This is a genomic window from Parafrankia elaeagni (assembly GCF_000374165.1).
Classification (GTDB): domain Bacteria; phylum Actinomycetota; class Actinomycetes; order Frankiales; family Frankiaceae; genus Parafrankia; species Parafrankia elaeagni.
On the sequence record NZ_KB893717.1, the window covers coordinates 213,634 to 235,263 of the forward strand.

Below are 21,630 nucleotides of genomic sequence, written 5' to 3' on the forward strand. Positions count from 1 at the left end.
GTGGCGACCCGGCAGACGCGTCAGATGCGCGACTGCAGCATGCTGGGCGTCGTCGACAGGTGTTCGGCCGTGCGCGCGTGCCGGGGGTGCCCGGCAACGCAGCCGCACGACAGCACTGCCTCCGAACTCCCCGCCGAGGAAGGGCCCCACGTCATGGTGAACACCGAGCCCACTGCCCTCACCGCCGGAGCGGGTGCGCAGCAGACCCCGGAATGGGCCGCGCTGACCGCGCACCACGCGGAGCTCTCCGCGGTGACGCTGCGCCAGCTCTTTGCCGACGACCAGAACCGCGCCGCGTCATTCAGCGTCGACTCGGACGGACTCCACCTGGACTATTCCAAGAACATCGTCACAGCGCGGACGATCGAACTGCTGGTGGCCCTGGCCAACCGCGCCGGGCTCGGTGCCCGCATCGAGGCGATGTTCGGCGGCGAGCGGGTCAACGTGACCGAGAACCGACCCGTCCTGCACGTCGCGCTGCGCGCCCCCGCCGGCGACGTCATCCGGGTGGACGGCGTCGACGTGGTCCCCGAGGTGCACGCGGTGCTCGACCGGATGTCCGCGTTCGCGGACCGGGTCCGCTCCGGGGTGTGGACGGGCGCGACCGGCGAGCACATCACCACCGTCGTGAACATCGGTATCGGCGGCTCCGATCTCGGGCCGGCCATGGCCTGCCAGGCGCTTCGCGACTACTCCGACCGGTCGATCACGGTCCGGTTCGTCTCCAACGTCGACCCGACCGACATCTGGGAGGCGACCCACGACCTCGACCCGGCCACGACCCTCTTCATCGTCGCGTCGAAGACGTTCACGACGCTGGAGACCCTCGCGAACGCCCGGGCGGCCCGCTCCTGGCTGACGGCGACGCTCGGCGAGGACGCCGTCTCGTCGCATTTCGTCGCGGTCTCCACGAACGCGGAGAAGGTGGCCGAGTTCGGTATCGACACGGCCAACATGTTCGAGTTCTGGGACTGGGTGGGCGGCCGGTACTCGATGGACTCCGCCATCGGCCTGTCGCTCATGGTCGCCATCGGTCCCGGGCACTTCCGGGAGATGCTCGCCGGATTCCACGCGATGGACGTCCACTTCCGGAACGCGCCGTTCGAGCGGAACCTGCCGGTCCTGCTCGGCCTGCTCGGCCTGTGGTACCGGGACTTCTTCGGCTCCCAGGCGCACGCGGTGCTGCCCTACAGCCAGTACCTGGACCGTTTCGCCGCGTACCTGCAGCAGCTTGACATGGAGAGTAACGGCAAGTCAGTTGATCTCGAAGGCCGGCCCGTACAGGTGCCGACGGGCCCGGTGGTGTGGGGCACACCGGGGACCAACGGTCAGCACGCCTACTTCCAGCTCCTGCACCAGGGGACGACTGTCGTCCCGGCCGACTTCATCGGCTTCGTGCGCCCGAACCATGCGGGCGTCGGCGATGTCGACCAGCACGCCCTGCTGATGGCCAACTTCTTCGCCCAGACCGAGGCACTCGCCTTCGGGAAGACCTCCGAGGAGGTGGCGGCCGAGGGAGTGGCCCCTGGGCTGGTCCCGCACCGGACGTTCGCCGGGAACCGGCCGACGAACACGCTGCTGGTCTCCGCCCTGACCCCCTTCACCCTCGGCCAGCTGGTGGCACTGTACGAGCACAAGGTCTTCACACAGGGCGTCATCTGGGGCGTCAACAGCTTCGACCAGTGGGGAGTCGAGCTGGGCAAGGTGCTGGCCGGGCGGATCATCCCCGAGCTGACCGACCCGGCCGCCCCCCTGCGGCACGACAGCTCCACCAACGCCCTCATCGAGCGGTTCCGTACCGGCACCGTCTGAGCTGGCACCGTCTGAGCTGGCACGGCCCGCGGCTGGCACCGGCCCCCCGACCGGCAATGAGTAACAGTAGTTCAACGATTAGCTGAGGCTATGTTACTCTCGGTGATCAGTCGACGGGATGGCGCCCGTGCTGTGACGGACGGAGATCTCCGGGGGGCGACAGGCATGCGGGTCGAGTCGACAGCCACGCGGATGACGGTGCGGCGAACCGGGGACGACGTCGTCATCGAGCTCGGCGGCGAGTTCGACACCGTCGGCCGGCTGCGGTTCCGCGAGCAGATCGGTGAGCTTCTGGGCCGGGGCGGCGGCCTGGTGACGGTGGACGTCGGCGACCTGGCAGCCGTGGACATCGCGGGCCTGGCCGCGCTCCTGCGCGCGGAGCTGCTGCTCCGCCGCGTCCACACCGAGCTGCGCATCCGCGCGGCGTCCCCCGCCTTCAGCGAGCTTGTCCGTGAGACCGGTCTCGCCGGTCGGCTACGGGTCGAGGAGGCCGGCCGCCGCCGCGGCTACTGACCCGCCCGCTACCGGAGGGCTGGCCGGCATCGCGGGGCTGGCCGGCATCGGGCCGGTGGACGGCGTGCCCGCGGTGTCCACCGGTGCGCTGTCGGTGGCCGGTGCGGCGTCGGAGGTGGCCGCGCGAACGGCCCGCCCCGCCGAGGAGAGGTTCTGTTCCAGCCTGCTCATCATCAGCATCCCGATCATCGCGAGGAGCGGGAAGCTGAGCATGATCAGGATTTCGGACGTGGTCAGGTCCACCGGTCCCCCAGAGATCGGGTGTCCGAGCGCCGGTTTGGCGCCCCGCAGGTCCGCTTACCCGACCTGGAGGTCAGTTCACGCTCCGGGCGGCGCGGACCTCGCACTCACCCGTGTCGGGTAATCACCCACCCGGCGTGCCGGTCACCGGAGTGTGGGCAATCCGGTGCTGTGCAGCCGACCCGACTGCTCGTACTCTTCCCTGAGGGATGTCCTCCTGCCCCGACGACATCCGCCCGGCTGGCCGATCTCCGGGATCGCAGGGGGGAGGCTCACCATCAGCACCGAGGACCTACATGCCCGACTGACGATGGTGACCGAGCAGGTCGACTTCGCCCTCGCCGAGGTCGCGCTGTGCGGGGCAGCCTACCGGCGCGCGGCGCAGGACGACCCCGACTGGCCGTGGCCGCCCGAATCCTCGCAGCACCTGGCCCGGCCCCTGGTCGCCCGTGCGCTGGCGGCGCAGCTCACGGCCGTCGCCCGGCTGCGCCTGTGGGCACAGGAGCTTTACTGGCTGCAGGAGCAGGTTCGCCTGCGCGCCATGGTCCCCTGATCTTCCGGCCGGCCGGCGTCAGTCGCGGGTGCAGTCGGTGTTGAACGGGCCGGACTGCGCGCCCTTCACCTCGTTGTCGCAGGTCACGATGTTCTGGGACCGGTCGGGCTGGTGGATGTACACGCCGAAGCCCGTCGCGTTCACGGTGAGGATGTTGCGGCGGAAGGTGTTCTGCTGGCCCCAGCCCTCGTCGATGACATGGGTCTGGATGCCGTCCTCCAGCGTGCCGCCGCCGACACCGATGTTGTCCTCGACGAGCCAGCCGTTGCCCTTCACGTCGATCCAGGAGTCGGCCTCGACGAGCGCGTCCGAGGAGAGGGTGTTGCCGCGGACCACCCCGCCGGTCGTCCCCTCCTTGATGTCGATGTTCTCCGACGTCGTCCCGGCGATGTCGTTGCCGATCACCGCGTTGCGGTCACTGCGGTCCGGCTGGCAGTCGGTGTAGGTGCACCAGTTGCTCTCGGCGCTGCCGATGTAGACACCCTCGCCGAACTTCTCCCGGCGGTTGCCGGTGTCCCGGATGACGTTGCCGATGACCGTGTTGTCAGAACTCGCGGTGCGCAGGTGAATGGCCTCGTCGCCGATCGTGGTGACGCGGAGCTGGGCGATGGTCGAATGCTGGACGCCGTCCCCGATCACCCCCTTCTGGCCGTTGCGCACGGAGAAGCCGACCACCCTCACCCAGGACGCCCCTTCCAGGTGCAGCACGTACTTGGCGTCGTCGTCACCGTCGTCGTCCTTGCCGTCGAGGACGGCGTCCGCCGACCCGCACAGCCAGATCGGCTCGGCTTCGGTGCCCGAGGCGGTGAGCTTGAACGCGCCCCGGTAGACGCCGTCGGCGATCTGGATGACGTCGCCCGGCCTCGCTGCGGCGAGAGCGCTGCGCAGGTCACCGGCGTCGGTGACGGTGGTCCCGTCGGACGGGCATTCGACCCGTTCGACCCCGGCGGTGGCCGCGGCGGCGGTCGGTGCGGCCGTGCTGGCCCGCAGGGACGGAGCGGGCCGGGACGGCGCGACCTCGAGGGGGCTCTCCGTCTCCTCCGGGGCCGGGGTGCGCGCCGCGCCGGAGTCGGACCCGTCCGAGCCGCAGGAGGTCAGGGCGACCGCCACCGCCGTCAGGACACCGGTCGCGGCCAGCCGCGCGGTCCGGCGGTGGGGTCGGGCCGGGCGGGCGGTCGTCATTTCGTGTGGTCCCCTCTGGAGCGCCGGCGGCGCCGGTGATGTGGGCCGGTGGCCGGTGACGGCGGCTCGGTGTGCGGGTGCGGGTGCGGTGACAGCGGCTCGGTGTGCGGCTCGGTGTGCGGCTCGGTGTGCGGCTCGGGGGTCGGCCGGGATGGTTCGGGGAGGTGGCCGTCCGCCCATCGGCTGCCGGGCCCCTGGGCGGCCGGTCCGGGTTCGGGTGCCGCCGGGCCGCCGGGCCAGTCGGTGCGGGGCCACTGGGCTGGTCCGGCGCTGTGATCGGCGCCGTCGAAGGGCCGGCCCGTCATTCCCGTTCCGTGCGGGCCGGTGTCCGCGGTGTCGATCCGCGGGCGGGTGGAGCGCCGTGGGTGCCGTGCCTGGGGGACCACAGGGCTGGCGGAGCCCCTGCCAGCCGCACCGGCACCCACCGGCGTGAGCGCGGTGGACGTGGCGACGGCGGCCCCGGCCGGAGCTGTCCTCGTGCCCCCGGCGGCCGGTACGAGCCCGGCCGGTACGAGCCCGGCCGGTACGAGCCCGGCCGGCACGAGCGCGGCCGGGCCGAACGGAGCTGGGCCGAAGGCGGCCGGGGCGAGGTCGTCGGCGCCGCGCTGGCCGGGAATGCCGGAGTAGGCGGCATCCGGGCGCATCGTGCCACCGGTGAGCCGCCGGACCAGCAGCTCGGACTCGGGGTAGGGATGCCTCGGCGGGCGACGCCGGGCCCGGTGCCGGGTCCAGGCGCCGAGGATGGGGAACAGCGCGACGGCGCCCCACACGACCAGCGCCGGATGCCGGCGGATCAGCGTGTACCAGTGCTGCGGCTCGCGTTCCACCCAGCCGTCCGCGTTGTTGTGGTGCACGTCGCCCTCGCGGACCCCGAGGGCCTTGCGGATGTCGACGGCACGCCACCCCTCGCCGGCGAGGGTGTTCCACTGGATGGCGGTGCCGTCCGCGGGCCCGCGGACGGTGATCGCGAACTCGGTGGCATCGCGGATCTTGTTCCGGCTGATGATGTTCGTCGTCGCCTCCTGGGTGATCACCCCCAGGCGACTGTCGGACACCTCGTTCTCGGTGATCGCGGTGCGGCGGGCGTCCGGCCCGACCTGGATGCCGGCTTCGTCCGGCCCGGTGATGGTGTTACCGGTGACCTGGGTGCCGTTCGCGCCGCTCTTGACGATGATGCCGAGCTGCCCGTCACTGATCGTGTTCTTCCGGACGATCGTGTTCTCGCCGCCGACGACCCTGATCCCGTACCGCCCGTTCGCCGAGACGGTGTTCTCCTCGATCAGTGTGTCCCTGATCTGGTTGATCTGGACGCCGGTCGCGGTGGCGATCACACCGAGGCCACGGCCGTCCAGGGAGATGCCGTCGCCGCTGTTGTCGGCGACCGTGCTGCGCATCACCCGGGAGCCCGAGGCCCGGTCGATGGTCATGCCGTCACCGTGGTTGCGGGCGGCGGTGACCCCCGAGACGAGGGTCGTGATCGCGTCCCGGTGCACGGCGAGGCCGGAGCGCTCGTTGTCGATCAGGCGCACCCCGATCATCTGGATGCCCTCGCTGCCCGAGACGTAGGCGCCGTAGATGTTGTTGCTGAACGTCGAGTTCGCCGCCCCGCCGGTACTCGGCTCGCCCTTGCTTCCCGTCCAGGCGACACCGCCGGTCCGGCCGTTCCAGAAACCCAGGTGGTTGGCGCTGACGTTGCGCAGGATCAGCTCGCCGCCCATGGTGCGGAGGTAGGAGCGGCCGTCCGCGGTGAGGCTGTCCGGTTCGAGGTTCTGGACGTCCCAGCCGATGACGGTCAGCGGGTTGTCCGGGGTCGCGCCGGCGAACTCCAGTCCGCCGCGCCAGGTGGCCACCGAGGTGAAGCCGGCCGCGCCGCTCGCCAGCCGCAGCGTGCCGACGCTGGCGTCGATCACCAGCCGGGCCTGCGGGCCGACCAGGACGTGCGCGGTGAACAGCACGGCCCCGTCCACCTCGTGCCGGCCGCCGCCGGCGGCGATGACGTCCTCGGCGCTGTAGGGGGCCTGGCGGGCGGGCAACAGCAGCGTGGGCTGGCTGCCGGCGACCTCGACGAGGGTCGGCGCGGTCAGCACGCCGAACCGCTCGAACATGGACCGCATCCGGATGTCCTCGGCGTCGACCAGGACGGACTGTTGCTTCGCGTCCCCGGAACTGACCGGAGGCAGCGGCGGCACCGGCTCCGCCTGCGCCGGCAGCGCGGTCAGGGTGGTCAGCGCCGTGACCGCCGCCAGCACTGTCAGCGGCGCGAGGGCGGCCAGGGCGGTGCGGAGCTTCCGCCGAGGGGCCGTCGGGGCCGTCGGGGCCGTCGAGATCGCCGGGGTCGTCGGGGTCGGGGTCATCGGGCTCCGCCCGTCGCTGTGGCGGCCGCCGGGCGGGCTGCCGGGCCGGTTCGGGTCGAGGCGTCGGTCTGTCCCTCGCCGCCGATCAGGTCGGAGCGCCGGGTCAGCCAGCCCTGCTTGTTCATCGAGACGAGGGCCCAGGCCTTGATCGGCAGCGCGATGACGATGATCATCAGCACGGTGAGGGGGAGGATGAAGATGTCGCGGGGATGCTCCCGTAGGTGAGAGAGCCCGCGGATGAGCCGTCCGAGCAGCAGCCAGGCGACCGCGATGATCGGGGCGTTCGGCTCCGGCCGGAACATCCACAGGACGAAGTAGGTCATCGCCACGCCCATCGTCACCGGCGTGAGCACGATCTGCAGCACACTGATCTGCGTGATCAGGGGCTGCCGCCACAGCCAGCCCTTGTAGATGGCCGTCAGGTAGGTCCGGTAGGAGTTCCGGCTCCAGCGGACCCGCTGTTTCAGGAAGGCCCGCAGGTTGTCCGGGAACATCGACATGGCACGCGCCGTGTGCTGGTGCATCGTCCGGTAGCCGGAGGCGAGCACGAGCCAGGTCAGCCGCCCGTCGTCACCGGCGATGCACCGCCGGCCGAGGAAGAACTCGTGCTCCAGGTTGTGCAGCACGGGCAGGATCGCCGAGCGCCGGTAGGCCGCGGTGCGCCCGGACAGGCAGGCGACGGCGCCGACCCGGCCCTGCGCGGGCACATAGTCGAGGTAGCGGATGTCGACGAGCCAGTTCGCGACCCGGCGCCACACGCTGCTCCGCGGCTCGTACACGTTCTGGCGGGTTCCGACGCCGCCGACCTGCGGGTCGATGAACGGCATCTGGACGGCGGCGAGCAGACCCGGCTCCCAGGCGGTGTCGGAGTCGCAGAGCACGACGATCTCCATCGTCGCGGCCGACAGGCCGACTCCGAGCGCCGAGCGCTTGCCCTCGTGGACGAAGGGGATCACCCGCACCGTCGGGTCGGCACGCCGGGCGAGGCGGTCGATGAGATCCCGGTCCTCGACGTCGGGGATGATGATGATCTCGTCCGGCTCCTGGCCGAGCCAGGTCTCCAGGCAGCGGATCAGGACGTCGGGGTCCTCCCGGAAGGACGGGACGACGACCGACGTGGTTGTCCGGAAGTTGTTCCGGACGGGCTTGTATCTGGTCGAGAGGAGCCGCCGACTGAGCCACACCACCCAGGACACGGCGCCGGCGATGCCGAGCGGGATCAGAGATCTGTGATCGCGGACGAACTGCACCGCGTCGCCGAGCCACTCCATGCCTGGTTTCGCTCCCCCCGAACGCCGGCTACCGAGAACGCCGGGGGCACGGGCAGGAACGGGCACGATGCACCGACAGGCACGCCAGCCTGCAGGTTCACGACCCCCACCGCCCCCGTCGGTGGTAGCCCAGACGTGTTGTTTGCTGAGCCGCCAGAACAGTAGCAGCAGGCTCTGCCCGTTCGTCCCGCCGTCACAACGGCGTAACTCGGGCTGGCAAACTTGTCGCTTGAGGTAGTACCTCGAACACACGGGGGGATGCATGCTCCGCCGCCGGCCCCCGCTCATCTCGACGAAACCTGGGCGGTCCACAATTCCGTCCGCGGCCCAGCCAGATGCTTGAGTGGGGGGACACACTATGAGCGCCGAGTCAGTGAGTACCGAGACGGTTACGGCACCACTGCGGATCAGTGTGATTGGCACCGGCTATCTGGGGGCCACGCACGCGATCTGCATGAGCGAGCTCGGTTTCGACGTCGTCGGTATCGACGTCGACCCGGACAAGGTGCGGCGGCTGGCCGACGGCGAGGTGCCCTTCTTCGAGCCCGGTCTGGAAGAGCTCCTGCGCAAGAACCTGGCGACCGGCCGGCTGGCCTTCACCACCTCCTTCGCGGAGGCGGCCGACGCCGACGTGCACTTCCTCTGCGTGGGCACCCCGCAGCGCGCCGACTCCGGCGCCGCTGACATGACCTTCGTGGACGGCGCCGTGGAGCGCCTGCTCGCCGTCGGGCCGAAGTCCGGGTCGCTGCTGGTGGGCAAGTCGACGGTCCCGGCCGGTACCGCGGTACGCCTCGCCGGCTGGCTCGCGCGGGAGGCCCCCGACGTCGACCTCGCCTGGAACCCGGAGTTCCTGCGCGAGGGCTTCGCCGTCGAGGACACCCTGCGCCCGGACCGGCTGGTCTTCGGGCTGCCCGCCGACGACGAGTGGTACGGCGTCGCCGACCGCTACGACCACGGTGACCACACCGGGCGGCGGGACCGGGTGGAGGCCAGGCTGCGGGCGGTCTACGCGGTCGCGCTGGCCGCGGGCACACCCGCCGTCGTCTCCGACTTCGCCACCGCCGAGCTGGTGAAGGTCGCGGCGAACGCCTTCCTGGCCACGAAGATCTCCTTCATCAACGCGATGTCCGAGGTCTGCGAGGTCGCCGGCGCCGACGTGAAGACCCTGGCCTCGGCGCTGTCGTACGACACCCGCATCGGCGGCCGGTTCCTCGGCGCCGGCCTCGGGTTCGGCGGCGGCTGCCTGCCCAAGGACATCCGCGCCTTCCAGGCCCGCGCCGAGGAGATCGGCGCCGGCCCGGCCCTGCGCTTCCTCGACGAGGTCGACACCGTCAACCTGCGCCGCCGGACCCGGACGGTGGAGCTGGCGATCCACCTCCTCGGCGGCGTCGCCGCCGGGCGGCGGGTGGCCGTGCTCGGCGCGGCCTTCAAGCCGAACAGCGACGACATCCGCGACTCGCCGGCCCTCGACGTCGCCGACACCCTGCGCCGAGCCGGCGCCCGGGTGACGGTCTACGACCCGGCCGCGATGGAGAACGCCGCCCGCAAGTTCCCCGACCTGCGCTACGCGACCGGGGTCGCCGCGGCGGTCGCCGACGCCGATGTCGTGCTGCACCTCACCGAGTGGGCCGACTTCCGGGAGATCGAGCCGTCGCTGCTGACCCCCCTGGTCCGCCGCCCGGTCATCGTCGACGGGCGCAACACCCTCGACCCGCAGCTGTGGCGCGGCGCGGGCTGGATCTACCACGCCCTCGGCCGACCGAACGTATGAGCCGGTCGGGGCAGCCGGGAGCGACACCTCCGGGGCCCCGCGGCCGGACGAGGCGGGCGATGCTCGCCTCGTCCCTCGGCGTGCTCGGCCTCGCTGCCGGCGCCGGGTGCGGAGCGCTCACCGACGACCAGGTCTTCGACCCGGCCAGTGAGATCCTCCCGCCCGACACGGCGGCGCCGGCCGCGGGTCCCGCCACCACGGCGCCCGCGGCCGGTGTGGCGACGGGCCGCACGCTGGCGGACCCGGCCGCGGCGCGGGAGTTCTTCGGCAGGGAGCTGGTTCCGCAGACCCGGTCGTCCTTCGGGCTCGACCGGGCCGCGATCATGGTGTCGGACGACCCGCGTTTCCCGCAGTTCCTGCGGGTGGCGATCCCGGTCGACGCGATGAACCCGTCCGACGCGAGAATCTACGGTGACGGGCCGACCTACGGTGGCACGCAGCTTTTCGTCGATCACACACTGCGCTCGCCCTACGAGCTGTACCTGCGTTACTACCTGCGGTTTCCGGAGACGTTCGACTTCGGCAACGGCGGACGCCTGCCCGGATTCTTCGGAACCATCGTGAAGGACCGCCGGCGCACCGAGACGATGCGCAGCGGACTGGCGACGCGTTTCGCCTGGCGCGAGGGCGGCAAGGGCATCGTGTACGCGAACACCGCCCGCGAGGACCATCCGGTGAATGTGATCGGGAAAGGCTCGTGGTACTGGCCGAGGGGCCGCTGGGCCTGCGTCGAACAGGGCGTCAAACTCAACTTCGAGGGTTTCGCCGACGGGGTGATCCTCATGTGGCTGGACGGCCAGCTGGTGCACAAGGAGAGTTTCAACCCGCGGATCTCGAGCGATCTGCGGATCGGCGGCATTCTCGCCACCGCCACGTTCGGTGACGGTGGGGCGTCGTTCGCGCCGACCACGACGCAGGCGATCGACCTGGCCGGCTTCGCCTACGGCATCGCGCGCCTCAACCCGCTGCCGAGGCCGGAGGAGACCTGATCGAGGCTTTCGAAGTGCCGCCGGGCCATCGCCGCCGCGGCCCGGTTTCCCTTGTGCAGGAAGCGCGCGGCGGCGGCCTCGAGGCTCTCGGCCGCGTCGTCCTTGCGCCCCGCCCGGTACAGCACCTCGGCCCGGGCGAGCAGGGCGTTGCCCTGCCCGTCGATGTCATCGGTGCGGCTGGCGAGATCGCAGGCGGTGTCGGCGAACCGTAGTGCCTCGGCGTCGCGCCCGGAGATCGCCAGCAGCCGGGCGTGCACCGAACACCAGCCGGCCTGGGCGGGCAGCTGGTCGCCCGCGGCGGCGTCCCGGCACCGGTTCACGTACTTCGTCGCCTCCTCCAGCTTGCCGAGGCGGACGAGCACGTCGGCGAGCAGCGCGGCGCGGGTGGCCAGGTGCGCCCGTTCGCCCATCCGGGACAGCTGCCGGCAGCTGCGCCGCAGCTCGCGCTCGGCGACCTCCGGCTCACCGGCGAGCAGCGCGACCCGGGCGACGACGAAGCCGCTGTGGAACGGGTCGGCGCGGGCGCCGCGGATGTCACCGACGATCTCCTCGGCGTCCTTGAGGTGGGCCCGCGCGGCTTCCATGTCGTCGGACATCGCGGTGAGCAGCGCGAGCTGGGCGAGGACAGCCCGGCGCAGGCCGCGGTCGTCGCCGGCGCCGTCCAGCGCCGCGGCCGCCTTCGCGATCGAGTAGGGCACCGGCCCCGGAACCAGGCTCAGCAGCAGGACGAGCTCGCGCCGCAGCGAGTGCGCCGCCCGTGGCACCCCCGACTCCTCGGCGTGCCGTACCGCGTTCTCCATCGCCTTCTCCGCCGCCGCGAACTGGCCGGCGGCGCCGTAGGCGGCACTCTGGCTGCGGCAGGCCAGCGCGGCCCCGACGTCGTCGCCGTCGCGGACGAAGGACGCCAGCGCCGCGGTCGCCTCGGTGAGGGTGCTGGCGACCAGGCCCTCCGGGTCGGTGGCGAACAGGACGCGCAGGTGCGCGAGGCGGGCGTGGGCGCGCAGCCCGTCCTCACCGGCGCGGCGTGCCCGGTCGCTGACCTGCCGCAGGATCCGTTCGGCGTCCGAGAGCCGGCCGAAGGAGTACAGCGCCCAGCCGAGGTCGATCTCCGCGCGCAGCCGCAGCGGGTCGGTCTCCGGCAGCAGGGTGATCGCCCGCTTCAGCAGTTGCGCGGCGCCGGTCTCGTCACCCTGGCGAACCCGGTCGGCCGCCTCGATCAGGCAGGTCGCCGCGGACCGGCCGAGCTCGACCATCTCGTTGTCGCGCTGGCCGAGCTCCACCCGGTAGCGGTAGGCCTGCTCCAGGTGGTACCCGACCAGCTCGTCGTGCTCGCCGGGACCGCCGACCATCCGGGCCTGCAGCCAGCCGGCGAACCGCTCGTGCAGGTCGGCGCGCTGGCGCTTGGACGTCGTCTGGTACGCGCAGTCCCGCAGCAGGACGTGCAGGAACCGGTACGCCTCCACCCCGGGCAGGTCGGAGCGGTCGGGGTGGACCAGCTCCTTGCGGACGAGCGACAGGCAGTGCTCGTAGACGTAGGGGCGTTCCACCGGGTCGGACAGATCGATGACGGCATCGAGGTAGAAGCGTTCGCCGACGACCGCGGCGCGCTCCAGCACCTGGCGCTCCGGCGGGTCCAGCCGGTCGAGCCTGGCGGCGAGCAGCGCGGAGATCGTCGGTGGCACGGTGACGCCGCGCAGGCTGCCGGTGGCGATCCACCGGCTGCCCTCCCGGCGGAGCAGGCCGTCGTCGACGAGCGCGGCGACCATCTGCTCGACGAACAGCGGGTTGCCCGCGGCGGAGGTGGTGATCCGGGAGACCAGCGCGGGGTCGAGGTCGTCCGACCCCATCAGGGTGCGGATCAGCCGCTGGCAGCGTGCCTCGGTGAGCGGCGCCAGCAGCAGCGAGGTGGCGTTCAGCTTGCCGCCGCCCCACATCCGGCGCTCCTCGAGCAACTCGGGGCGGGACAGGCACAGCAGCAGGATCGGCGCGTCGCGGGACCAGTCCGCCACGTGCTCGATGAGGTCGAGCAGGGTCGGCTCGGCCCAGTGCACGTCGTCGAACCAGAGCACCAGCGGGCGCTGCTCGGCCAGTGCCTGGAAGAACGTGCGGACGGCCCAGAAGCTCTCCTGGGTGCCCAGCTCCGCACCGCCGAGGCCGACGAGGGGGGCGAGGGCGTCCACCACCTCGGCGGCCTGTGGGACACCGGCGAGCAGGTTCTTCAGCCGCAGCCGGCCGTCGGGCGCGCTCTCGTCGGCGGACATGCCGGTGGCCTGGCGCACCATCTCCATCAGCGGCCAGTAGGCGATGCCCTCGCCGTAGGACAGGCAGCGGCCGGTGAGCACCGTCGCCCGGCTGGAGATGCCCTCGCAGAACTCGCCGACCATGCGGGACTTGCCGATGCCGGCGGGCCCCAGAACGGTGAACAGGTGACAGGTCCGCTCCTCCACGACTGCCTCGAAGGCGTCCTGGAGGCGGCGGCGCTCGCGGTTGCGGCCGATCACCGGCGCGGCGAACCCCTGGGACGGCTCCCGCAGGCCGGGCCCGACGCCCGGGTTGCGCAGGCCGAGCAGCCGGTGCGCCCGCACCGGCTCCCGCTTGCCCTGGACGACCAGCGGCCCGACCGAGCTCGTGGTGATGCTGTGCCGGACGAACCGGTAGGTGCTCTCGCCGATGAGGATCTCGTCGGGCGGGGCCGCCTCCTCCAGCCGGGAGGCCACGTTCACCGGGTCACCGGTGGCGCCGCCGCCGGCGACGGTCACCTCGCCGGTGTTGATACCGATCCGCACCCGCAGCCGCAGGTTCAGGTCGCGGTGGAACTCGGTGTTCAGTTCCTCCATGGCGGCGCGGATGTCCAGGCTCGCCCGGACGGCGCGCAGCGCGTCGTCCTCATGCAGCACCGGGATGCCGAACACGGCGAACACCGCGTCACCGATGAACTTCTCGACCGTGCCGCCATGCGCGTAGATGACCTCGCGGACGGTCGTGAAGAACCGCCACATGACCTGTTGCAGCTGCTCGGAGTCGATCTTCTCGCCAATGTCGGTCGACCCGGTGATGTCGACGAACATGATGGTCACGATCTTGCGGGCTCCGGTGCCTGCGACGGGCAGGGGATTCCCGCAGGCGGAGCAGAAGCGCGCGCGCTCGGGGTTCCCCTCCTCCCCGCATGTCGGGCACAACGCCATGTGCGGGATCGTAGGCCGATCGCGGTGGCGAGAGGTGGGGGATGAGGGGACGCGCCGTGCGGGCAGTGACCTATGCCACATCACGGATTCGGTCCGTTCCTGGTTCAGGATGGCAGGTCCCGGCGCAGTGAGGCGCTCGCGGCGGCGATGAGGACCACCGCCCACGAGATCGCGGCGGACAGTGACGAGACCGGGGTCTCGGTGGTGGGCCACAGGAGCACGCCCGAAGGGGCGGTCACCGGGCCGTGGAAGCGCGCTCCGTCGAGCACGGCCTCGACCAGGCCGCTCAGCGCGACGGTGCCGGCGCCCAGGCCGAGGCCGCGGGTGAGCTCACCCAGCGCCACGCCGGTCAGGCCGGCCGCGCACACCACGGCGACCACGATCAGGTAGGCGGACAGCAGCTGGGCGGGCCGGTCCGACCGCATGGCCGCGCCCCCGTGCCGGCCGGCGCCGCGCAGCCACCAGGCCGCGAACACGAGGCTGGACAGGACCATGCCGGTGAGCACCACCGTCGTGGCCTGGGCGGCGAGGACCCGCACCCGGCCCGGGCTGACCAGCCAGGCGTGGGTGACTGTGCGATACCGGTATTCGCTGGTGACGAGAACCAGGCCGAAGAACATCATCGCGTAGGCGAGGAGGAAGCCGGAGCGGGCGCGCAGACTGATCCAGGCGCGGGCCGGATCGGCCTGGGCGCCCCACAGCAGCAGGGGCAGCGCGTGCACGGCCAGGACGACACACAGCCCGGCGAGCTGCCACCGCCCGGTGGCCAGCTTCATGAGCTCGGCACCGACGAGGCGCGGTGCGCGCGGCCCACGGCCCCGCCCCGTACCCCCCGTACCCCCCGCGCGCGACCGGCGGACGGCGGCCCGGCCGCCGTGGGCGGCGAGCGTGTGCGGGCCGGTCATCGGCCCTCGCCGGTGGACTGGCCGGTCAGCTCGAAGAACGCCCGCTCCAGATCCGGCCCCGTGGTGTGCAGCTCGACGAGGGGGATGCCATGACCCGCGCACAGCCGGCCCACCCGCTCGGCCGTGCCGTGCGGCAGGCGGAGGGAGTCGGGCCCGGTGCGGACGACCCGCGCCCCGGGAAGCAGGGAGGGCAGGAGCCCGGCGAGCCGGTCGGCCTCGGGTGTGCGGACCTCGACCCGGCCCGCGCCCACCTCGCCGGCGGGCGCGGCCAGCACCACCCGGCCCCGATCGATGATCACCACGTGGTCGACCGTCTGCGCGACCTCGGCGAGCACGTGGCTGGACACCAGGGCGCAGCGCCCGGAGGCGGCCCACTCGCGCAGGAAGTGGCGCAGCCAGCGGATGCCGTCCGGGTCCAGCCCGTTGGCGGGCTCGTCCAGGACGAGCAGTTCGGGCTCTCCGAGCAGGGCGCACGCGATGGCCAGCCGGCCGCGCATCCCCAGCGAGTAGCCACCGACCGGGCGGTCGGCGGCCGAAGTGAGGTCGACACTCTCCAACGCGCCCTCGACGGCTGCCGATCGTGCACGGCGGGGCAGGCCGAGTGCCACCGACAGACAGCGGAGGTGGTCACGCCCGCTGCGGGCCGGGTGAGCGGTCGGTTCGAGCACGGCGCCCACTGTCCTCGCCGGGTCCGACAGTTTCCGGTAGGGGCGGAGCTCCCGGGCGGTGCCGTCCCGGAGCAGTGCCTGCCCGTCGGTGGGCGCGACCAGGCCGAGCAGGATGCGTAACGTCGTGGTCTTGCCCGACCCGTTCGCGCCGAGGAAACCGGTCACCGCCCCCGCGGGCACGGTGAACGAGACGTTGCGCAGCGCCTCCACCCGCCCGTACCGCTTGGTGAGGTCGCGGACCGCCACGACGTCGCCCGAGGTGGCCGCCCGGGCCTGAGCCGGACCGCCGGCCTGGCGGGCGTTGTCATCCACCGTCGCGGATCTGGTTACGGTGGCCTCCTCAGGTCGGAACGCCCTGTGATCGTCTCACGGTAACGGCCGTGTGTTTCCGGGGGCAGCGCTGTCGCGCAGCCGGGCGAGCAGACGGCCCAGAGTGGCCCGTTCGTCGTCGGACAGGCCGCCGGTGAACTGCCCGACGGCGCCTGACGCGTCGGCCAGCCCGCGTTCCAGCGCGGTCCGCCCCGTCGGCGTCAGCTCCAGCAGAATCGCCCGCCGGTCAGTGGGATCGACCCGGCGGCACACCATGCCGTCGGCCTCCAGCCCGTCCACGGTCTCGGTCATCGTGCGGGGCGCGACGGCGACGGCCGCGGCCAGATCGCGCGGCCGGACGGGCCCGCGCTCGGCGACGAGCCGCAGCACCTTCAGGCGGGCCAGGGTCAGCCCGGCGCCGGCGCGCAGCGCCTCGTTGACCGAACGCCGGACCTGGTGGCCGACGGCCAGCACGAGGTCGATGAGCGGGTCTCCGGTGTCGGGTGGGGGCATGTCCCGGTCGTCCCCTTCGCTGCTTTCGTCGTTGTTCTCAGCCGATTGTGCGCCGTGCGTCACAGGTCCGAGCACGGAGCATCCTCTATTGTGAGGGCACCTCATCGAAATGGAAAGGGCGGAACACCGTGGACGCACTGGCCTGCCTGATGACCCGCCGCACGGCCACCCGGCTGGTGGAGCCGGGCCCGACATCCGAACAGCTCGCGGTCATGCTCACCGCGGCGACCACCGCGCCGGACCACAAGATGCTGCGCCCCTGGCGCTTCGTCGTGGTCCGCGGCGAGGCGCGCACGACCCTCGCGAACGCGATCACCGCAGCCGCCGAGGCCGTCGGTGGCCTGGCCGAACCCGTGATCCGCAAGGCCGCGGGCAAGGCCACCCGCTCGCCGGCCCTGATCGCGGTGATCGCTTCCCGGGTGCCCGGCGCCAAGGTCCCCCGTGCCGAGCAGGACGCCTCCGCCGCGGCGGCGGCGCAGAACATCTGCCTGGCCGCGCACGCCCAGGGCGTCGCCTCGGCGTGGAAGTCGGTACCGCTGCCCGACAGCGACGAGGTCCGCGCCGTGTTCGGGCTGACCGGCGGCGAGGAGCTGCTCGGCTGGGTCGAGCTGGGCACGCTGTCCGACGCCGTCCCGCTCCCGCCGCGCCCTCAGGTCGACCTGCCGGCGGTGACCGCCGAGCTCACCACCGACGGCGTGCTCGCCCCCGTCCCGGCCCTGGCCGCGGCAGCCACCCTCGTGACGCCGGCGGGGTGACGCGTGGGCCTGTTCGTGGCGGCTGGCCCGGGCGTGTGACGGATGTCCGGTCGCGGCGGGCAGTCCTGTCGCCCCCGGCGGGGGAAGTTGCCCCCGGCAGGGGAAAAGGAGCCCCGCCGGGGTACAGAGACCGCTGCGGGCGGCGTTGCTGCGCCGTCCCGGGGCCGGTCGCCTGCCCGGTCACCGACGTACGCGGCGGACCCGCCGGTTCCGGCACCCCCGAACTCCGCTTCCGGAAAGTAGCGGCGTTTGGCGCCGGAAGCTACCTAAGCTGAACCCGGGCCCAGCAGCCAGGCCTGTGAGGGGGTGGCGCGGTGACCAGGACTCGCTCGTCCGGTACGGCCCCCCGGGGCCCGCTGCGTCGGCCGATGATCGGCCGGCCGGTCGCCGGCCGCCTGATGGTCGCGGGGGCCCTGCTCACCGCGGCGCTGGCCGGGTGCGCCGAGTCCGGAGCGGACACCGCCAGCTCCCGGCCCATGCCGCCCGCAGCGGCCGACCCGCCCCAGCCCTACTCGACGCCGGACCCGGCAGCCACCGGGGCCCGAACCCCGGAGGGCGGCGGCGCCGCGGGTACGGGTACCGCCGGTACCGATCCGGCTGGCTCTCCGGGTGACGGCGCCGGCGGGGCCGAGGGGGCCGACGGGACAGGCATGACTGGCTCCGGCGGAACGGCCGGCTCCGGTGGTGACGGGTCGAATCCCTCGTCCAGCGGCGAGGCCGGGAGGTCCGGCGCTGAGGACGGTGCGAGTGGAGCCGGTGGAGCCGATCGAGATGCCGCGGGCGGCTCGGCGGGGCCGCTGGTGCCGGATCTGCCGTCGGTCGCGCCTTCCCCGGTCTTTCTCGGCGAGGCGTGTGACCCGGACCGCGACTCCGAGCCCGCGATGGCCGTCAACGGCCTGGTTCTCCACTGTGTGCAGGTGCCGGAGCCGGAGATCACCGGGGCCGCCCCGAGCGGGGTCGGGCGCTGGTCGCCCGGGCCGCCGTCCCAGGGCAACCCGACCGGTCCGGAGCCCGGCGGTGAGTGCGACCCGGCCGACGTCGGCAAGGTCGTCCCTGGTGCCGGCGGCCGGCCGCTGTCCTGCCTGCGCGAGCCGGACGGCGCGATGCGCTGGGCCGACGTCTCCTGACACCGACGTTTCCTGACGCCGACGTCTCCTGGCTCAGCGGCGGCGGCGCGGGCGCACCAGGTCGGCGAGCGACCAGAGCGGTGGCAGCACGAGCAGGGTGAACACGGCCGCCCAGGCCCAGGGATGCTCGGCGAGGTAGGGGACGGCGTCGTCACGCAGCCAGGGGAACAGCCGGTCGCCGGCCGCCGGGATCAGCCCGGCGGCGGCCAGCACGGCGAGCCCACCGGCGCCGGCCACCGTGAGCCCGCCGGTGAGCGTCCGCCAGCTGGTCACGCCGATCATGAGTAGGCCGGTGAGGGCGGCCAGCAGCCCCAGCCCGCCGAGCAGCCCGGCCTGGGTGACCGCCCCCGCGAGCCCGGCGAGGAGCAGCACCGCACCGGTGGCGATCGTCACCCGGTACCGGCGGCGGGCGAGGTTGTCCACGGCCGCGTGGGCGAGCCGGGTCACGGCGCGCGCGGCGGCGACGGCGGGGCGCAGCGGGCGGGGGAGCGCGCGCACCGAGGCGAGCCAGGCGGTCAGCACCGCCAGTGTCTGGGTGACGGCGGCGACGAGAATCGCGCTGTTCGCCCGGTCGGTCAGCCGTTCGTCGGCCACCCGGCAGGTTCGCAGCACGGCGTCGGTGGCCGCGGGATCGACCCGGTCGCCGCCGGCTTCGCAATGTTCGGCCACCGCGTCGAGGAAGGCCCGGCTCGGAGCGGGGCTGGCACCGGCGCCGTCGATGTCCGCGCGGGTGGCGGTGGCCACGCTGACCAGCTCGGCCGCGGCGATCTCGCGTTGGATGCCGGCGGCGACCCAGGCCGCGGTCTCCGGCAGGGCGGCCGGGACCGGCGCGTCCGGATCGTCCAGCCAGGCCAGCTCGGCCAGTACCGGCCCGGGCGCCGGGGCCGCGGCGACTGTCGCCAGCTGGTCCACGAAGTCGGTGAGCCACCGTGCCTCGTCGGCCGTGGAGCTGGGCCGGCCGCCCGCGGTGTCGCGTAACCAGGCGAGGCGGCGCGGGTCGAGCAGGATGCGGACCAGCCAGGCGGCGCCGTCGAGGCGCCCCCACATCCAGTCGTTCGCCCGCCAGGACGATTTCGCGAAGGCGCCGAAGTTCCCGAGCTGCAGCCCGGTCAGCTTGCGTGCCGCGGTCGCCCGGCCCGGATCAAGATCGCAGCGGACGTCCGCGCTGACCTGGACCAGCTCCACCGGCTGGTCGACGATCTCAGCCCCGGTCAGGGTGCGGGTGACCAGATGCAGGTCGAGCAGAGCCAGGGCAGCCCCGCCGCGTCGCGGCGGGAGGTAGCGGACGAAGTCGTCCAGGGTGCGGGCGGCCACCCGGCGCCGGGCGGCGAGGCTCAGCCCGTTCGGATGGGTGCGCGGCCGCTGCGTCAGCAGCGCGGCGGACGCAAGCAGTGCGGTCGGTGTGGCCGGTGTGGCCGGTGTCGCGGGTGTCGCCGGCCGGGAGGACGCCGCCGCGGCCGGCGACCGGCCGAGGGCGCTGGCCGGTGAGCGCGCCACGATGCGGCCGAGCAGGTCGCGCAGGTTCTCGGTGAGTGAACCCAGCGTGGTCCAGGCGAGGGTGAGATCGGTCTGGCTGGTCTCGGCGTCGCCCACTCCGCGCAGCCAGCGCCGGGCCGCCTCGGCGACCACCGCGTCGGACGGCGCGCCTGCCAGGTCGCGCAGCGTGTGGCGGACGATCGTGAACGCCCCCCGGTTCGCCGGGGTCGACGGGAGCGGCAGCAGGTGGGCCCCGGCCTGCTCACGGGGCGCGACCACAGCCCCGTGGATCCCCCGGGCCAGGTGCGCCAGTGCCCTGCGGTCGCGCGGGTCCGTCGCCAGCACGTAGCCCTCATTGATCATCGCGATCAGGATGCCCTTGGCCGCGTCGACCGCGGGACGCCCCAGCCGCCACAGCTCGCCGGTGTCCGCCGGGCCGGGCAGCTTGTCGGGAAACTGCGCCAGGGCGGCGCGCACGGCGGCGACGCGCAGCTCCGTGCGGCCGGCGGCCGAGGCCAGCAGCTCCGCGGCGTCGGCGGGAACGGTCTCCAGCGGCACCGGGGCGGCCGCCGCGTCGACGACGATCCGGTCGAAGACCCCCAGCACGGCGTCCGCGGCGCGTTCCGCCTCCCGCCCGCGGTACACCTCGTAGATGTCCTGGTCGGTCAGCCGTGGCCCGCCGGCCGGCGCGAGCCGGAACAGTGCCCGCCGGGTCGCGCGCAGGCCGCGGACGGCCTCGTTGTGCTCCCGGATGCGCCTAAGGTCGACCGAGATCGACTGGTTCAGCGCGGCGTCGAGCGCGCCGAGCAGTGTCTCGGTGGCCGAGGGGAGGCCGGGGCGCTGCCCGGGGCCGTGGTCCGCTGCCGGGCTCCCCGCCGGGTTCTCTGCCGGGCTCCCCGCCGGGTTCTCCGGTGCGTCCTCGGGCGGGTTCGGTGCGGGCACGACGTAGGCGAGGACGCGGCGGACCTGCCGGCCGCGCGCGGGCCGCTCGAACACCTCCTGGATCGCCGGCCCGATCGGGCGGTTCACCAGGATGCCCCCGTCGGAGCCGTAGAAGTCGCCGGCCGCGTTCACATAGTCGGCCATGTCCGGATGGTCGGAGTCCGGAGAGTTGCGCACCGGGACGTACGCCGGCTCGAAGGCGCCGGGGAAGGCCGCGCTGGCCCGGGCCGCCAGCGCCAGGCGGGCGGCCGCCTCGGGGTCGGTCAGGTCGTCCTCGCCGAAGACGAACAGGCCGCGGTGGTCACGGTCGCGGATGATGCCGCCGAGGTCGTCCGACCAGCGGCTGGACTCCCCGCCCAGAATGGTCGTGGTGATGAACACCGAGGTCGGGCGGATCGTGCGCGCGGTACCGGCCCGGGGGGCGATGCTGTGCAGCCCGCGGCGCAGCGCCGGGAGCAGGATCTCGTCCCCGCGTAGCAGCGAGGGGAAGCGCCGCCCGTCCGGCCGCCGCATCAGCTCGCGCAGGGAGCCCAGCGTGATCCACAGGTCGTGCAGGGGTCCGAGGTCGGTGTCGTGGGCGTTCGCGTACCCGAGCAGGGCCACGTTGATGCCGCCGGCGGAGGCCCCGGCGAGGACGTCCACCGAGATCTCGGCGTCCAGCGCCGCCAGCAGCGCGGCCCAGCGCCCGGCGACGGCGGCGTCGGTGGCGGACCAGCCGCGGGCGTGACCTGACCGGGCGGCGGTGGCGAGGTTGATCTCGCGCGCGACGCCGCCCATCCAGACCGCGAGGCTGGCGCCGCCGGTCATCACGATCGCGAGCCGGATGTCCTGCGTGGCACCGTCGCGGGGCCCGTCGGGCCGGTCTGGTCCGCCGGGCTCGCCTGCGCCTGCCGTGGCCCTCGCACCGCCCTCCGTCATGGTCGCAAGACTAGACGTGCCGGACATTGCTGACTCCGTGTGCTTTGCACGCACTCCGAACCGGTGTGGCATTCGTCCGGAGATCTCTCCCCTTCTTGGTTACTCGCGAGTAGCATGGGCATCACCTACCAGCGAGTAACCACGCCC

General features: G+C 73.2%; 16 protein-coding genes. 7 read left to right on the top strand and 9 right to left on the bottom strand.

Annotation, left to right across the window (positions count from 1 at the left end; genetic code table 11):
* The first annotated feature begins 153 nt into the window (after positions 1-153).
* Both pgi and B207_RS0111655 read left to right on the top strand, forming a co-directional pair.
* On the top strand, positions 154-1,812 hold the full coding sequence (gene pgi, locus B207_RS0111650) for a glucose-6-phosphate isomerase (protein ID WP_018636710.1): 1,659 nt from the start codon (positions 154-156) through the stop codon (positions 1,810-1,812).
* 165 nt (positions 1,813-1,977) lie between these two features.
* On the top strand, positions 1,978-2,325 hold the full coding sequence (locus B207_RS0111655; protein ID WP_018636711.1) for an STAS domain-containing protein: 348 nt from the start codon (positions 1,978-1,980) through the stop codon (positions 2,323-2,325).
* Here the strand turns inward: B207_RS0111655 and B207_RS36845 are convergent.
* Positions 2,287-2,568 (bottom strand): hypothetical protein, encoded by a 282-nt coding sequence (locus tag B207_RS36845; RefSeq protein ID WP_018636712.1) that lies wholly within the window; start codon positions 2,566-2,568, stop codon positions 2,287-2,289. The two genes, B207_RS0111655 and B207_RS36845, sit on opposite strands and share 39 nt — an antisense overlap.
* Before the next feature lie 307 nt (positions 2,569-2,875).
* On the opposite strand from B207_RS36845, the gene B207_RS0111665 reads away from it, so the two are divergent.
* Positions 2,876-3,118 carry a hypothetical protein gene (locus B207_RS0111665; protein WP_018636713.1) on the top strand — a complete coding sequence of 81 codons (243 nt, stop codon included), beginning with the start codon at positions 2,876-2,878 and terminating at the stop codon, positions 3,116-3,118.
* Between the two features lie 18 nt (positions 3,119-3,136).
* Here the strand turns inward: B207_RS0111665 and B207_RS0111670 are convergent, their stop codons facing one another.
* From B207_RS0111670 to B207_RS0111680, 3 genes are read right to left on the bottom strand one after another with little or no spacing between them, the layout of a single operon-like run.
* Positions 3,137-4,300: a right-handed parallel beta-helix repeat-containing protein gene (locus B207_RS0111670; RefSeq protein WP_018636714.1), complete on the bottom strand. Its 1,164-nt coding sequence runs from the start codon at positions 4,298-4,300 to the stop codon at positions 3,137-3,139.
* Complete coding sequence (locus tag B207_RS33580) at positions 4,297-6,654, bottom strand: right-handed parallel beta-helix repeat-containing protein (RefSeq protein ID WP_026310959.1); 2,358 nt, start codon at positions 6,652-6,654, stop codon at positions 4,297-4,299. Before B207_RS33580 ends, B207_RS0111670 begins: the two co-directional genes overlap by 4 nt.
* The gene (locus tag B207_RS0111680; RefSeq protein ID WP_018636715.1) at positions 6,651-7,925 is read right to left on the bottom strand and encodes a glycosyltransferase family 2 protein; all 1,275 of its coding nucleotides are present in this window, start codon (positions 7,923-7,925) and stop codon (positions 6,651-6,653) included. Before B207_RS0111680 ends, B207_RS33580 begins: the two co-directional genes overlap by 4 nt.
* A gap of 358 nt (positions 7,926-8,283) precedes the next feature.
* On the opposite strand from B207_RS0111680, the gene B207_RS0111685 reads away from it, so the two are divergent.
* Both B207_RS0111685 and B207_RS0111690 read left to right on the top strand, forming a co-directional pair.
* The gene (locus B207_RS0111685; RefSeq protein WP_026310960.1) at positions 8,284-9,696 is read left to right on the top strand and encodes a UDP-glucose dehydrogenase family protein; all 1,413 of its coding nucleotides are present in this window, start codon (positions 8,284-8,286) and stop codon (positions 9,694-9,696) included.
* A gap of 59 nt (positions 9,697-9,755) precedes the next feature.
* Positions 9,756-10,685, top strand: coding sequence for a polysaccharide lyase (locus B207_RS0111690; RefSeq protein ID WP_018636717.1), 930 nt, complete (start codon positions 9,756-9,758; stop codon positions 10,683-10,685).
* Here B207_RS0111690 and B207_RS33585 read toward each other — a convergent pair.
* From B207_RS33585 to B207_RS0111710, 4 genes are all read right to left on the bottom strand, one after another.
* Complete coding sequence (locus tag B207_RS33585; RefSeq protein ID WP_051102492.1) at positions 10,637-13,870, bottom strand: ATP-binding protein; 3,234 nt, start codon at positions 13,868-13,870, stop codon at positions 10,637-10,639. The two genes, B207_RS0111690 and B207_RS33585, sit on opposite strands and share 49 nt — an antisense overlap.
* A 104-nt stretch (positions 13,871-13,974) precedes the next feature.
* Entirely contained in the window at positions 13,975-14,775 is an 801-nt protein-coding gene (locus tag B207_RS0111700) for an ABC transporter permease (RefSeq protein WP_018636719.1), read from the bottom strand.
* Positions 14,772-15,755: an ABC transporter ATP-binding protein gene (locus B207_RS0111705; protein WP_018636720.1), complete on the bottom strand. Its 984-nt coding sequence runs from the start codon at positions 15,753-15,755 to the stop codon at positions 14,772-14,774. The genes B207_RS0111700 and B207_RS0111705 overlap by 4 nt, the downstream gene beginning before the upstream one ends.
* A gap of 54 nt (positions 15,756-15,809) precedes the next feature.
* Positions 15,810-16,265, bottom strand: a complete 456-nt coding sequence (locus tag B207_RS0111710) for a MarR family winged helix-turn-helix transcriptional regulator (RefSeq protein WP_026310961.1) — start codon at positions 16,263-16,265, stop codon at positions 15,810-15,812.
* Between the two features lie 128 nt (positions 16,266-16,393).
* On the opposite strand from B207_RS0111710, the gene B207_RS0111715 reads away from it, so the two are divergent.
* Both B207_RS0111715 and B207_RS0111720 read left to right on the top strand, forming a co-directional pair.
* Positions 16,394-17,020: a nitroreductase family protein gene (locus B207_RS0111715; protein ID WP_018636722.1), complete on the top strand. Its 627-nt coding sequence runs from the start codon at positions 16,394-16,396 to the stop codon at positions 17,018-17,020.
* 314 nt (positions 17,021-17,334) lie between these two features.
* Positions 17,335-18,147, top strand: coding sequence for a hypothetical protein (locus tag B207_RS0111720; protein WP_154675282.1), 813 nt, complete (start codon positions 17,335-17,337; stop codon positions 18,145-18,147).
* 33 nt (positions 18,148-18,180) lie between these two features.
* Here the strand turns inward: B207_RS0111720 and B207_RS0111725 are convergent, their stop codons facing one another.
* Positions 18,181-21,510 (bottom strand): patatin-like protein, encoded by a 3,330-nt coding sequence (locus B207_RS0111725; RefSeq protein ID WP_154675283.1) that lies wholly within the window; start codon positions 21,508-21,510, stop codon positions 18,181-18,183.
* Positions 21,511-21,630 lie beyond the last annotated feature (120 nt).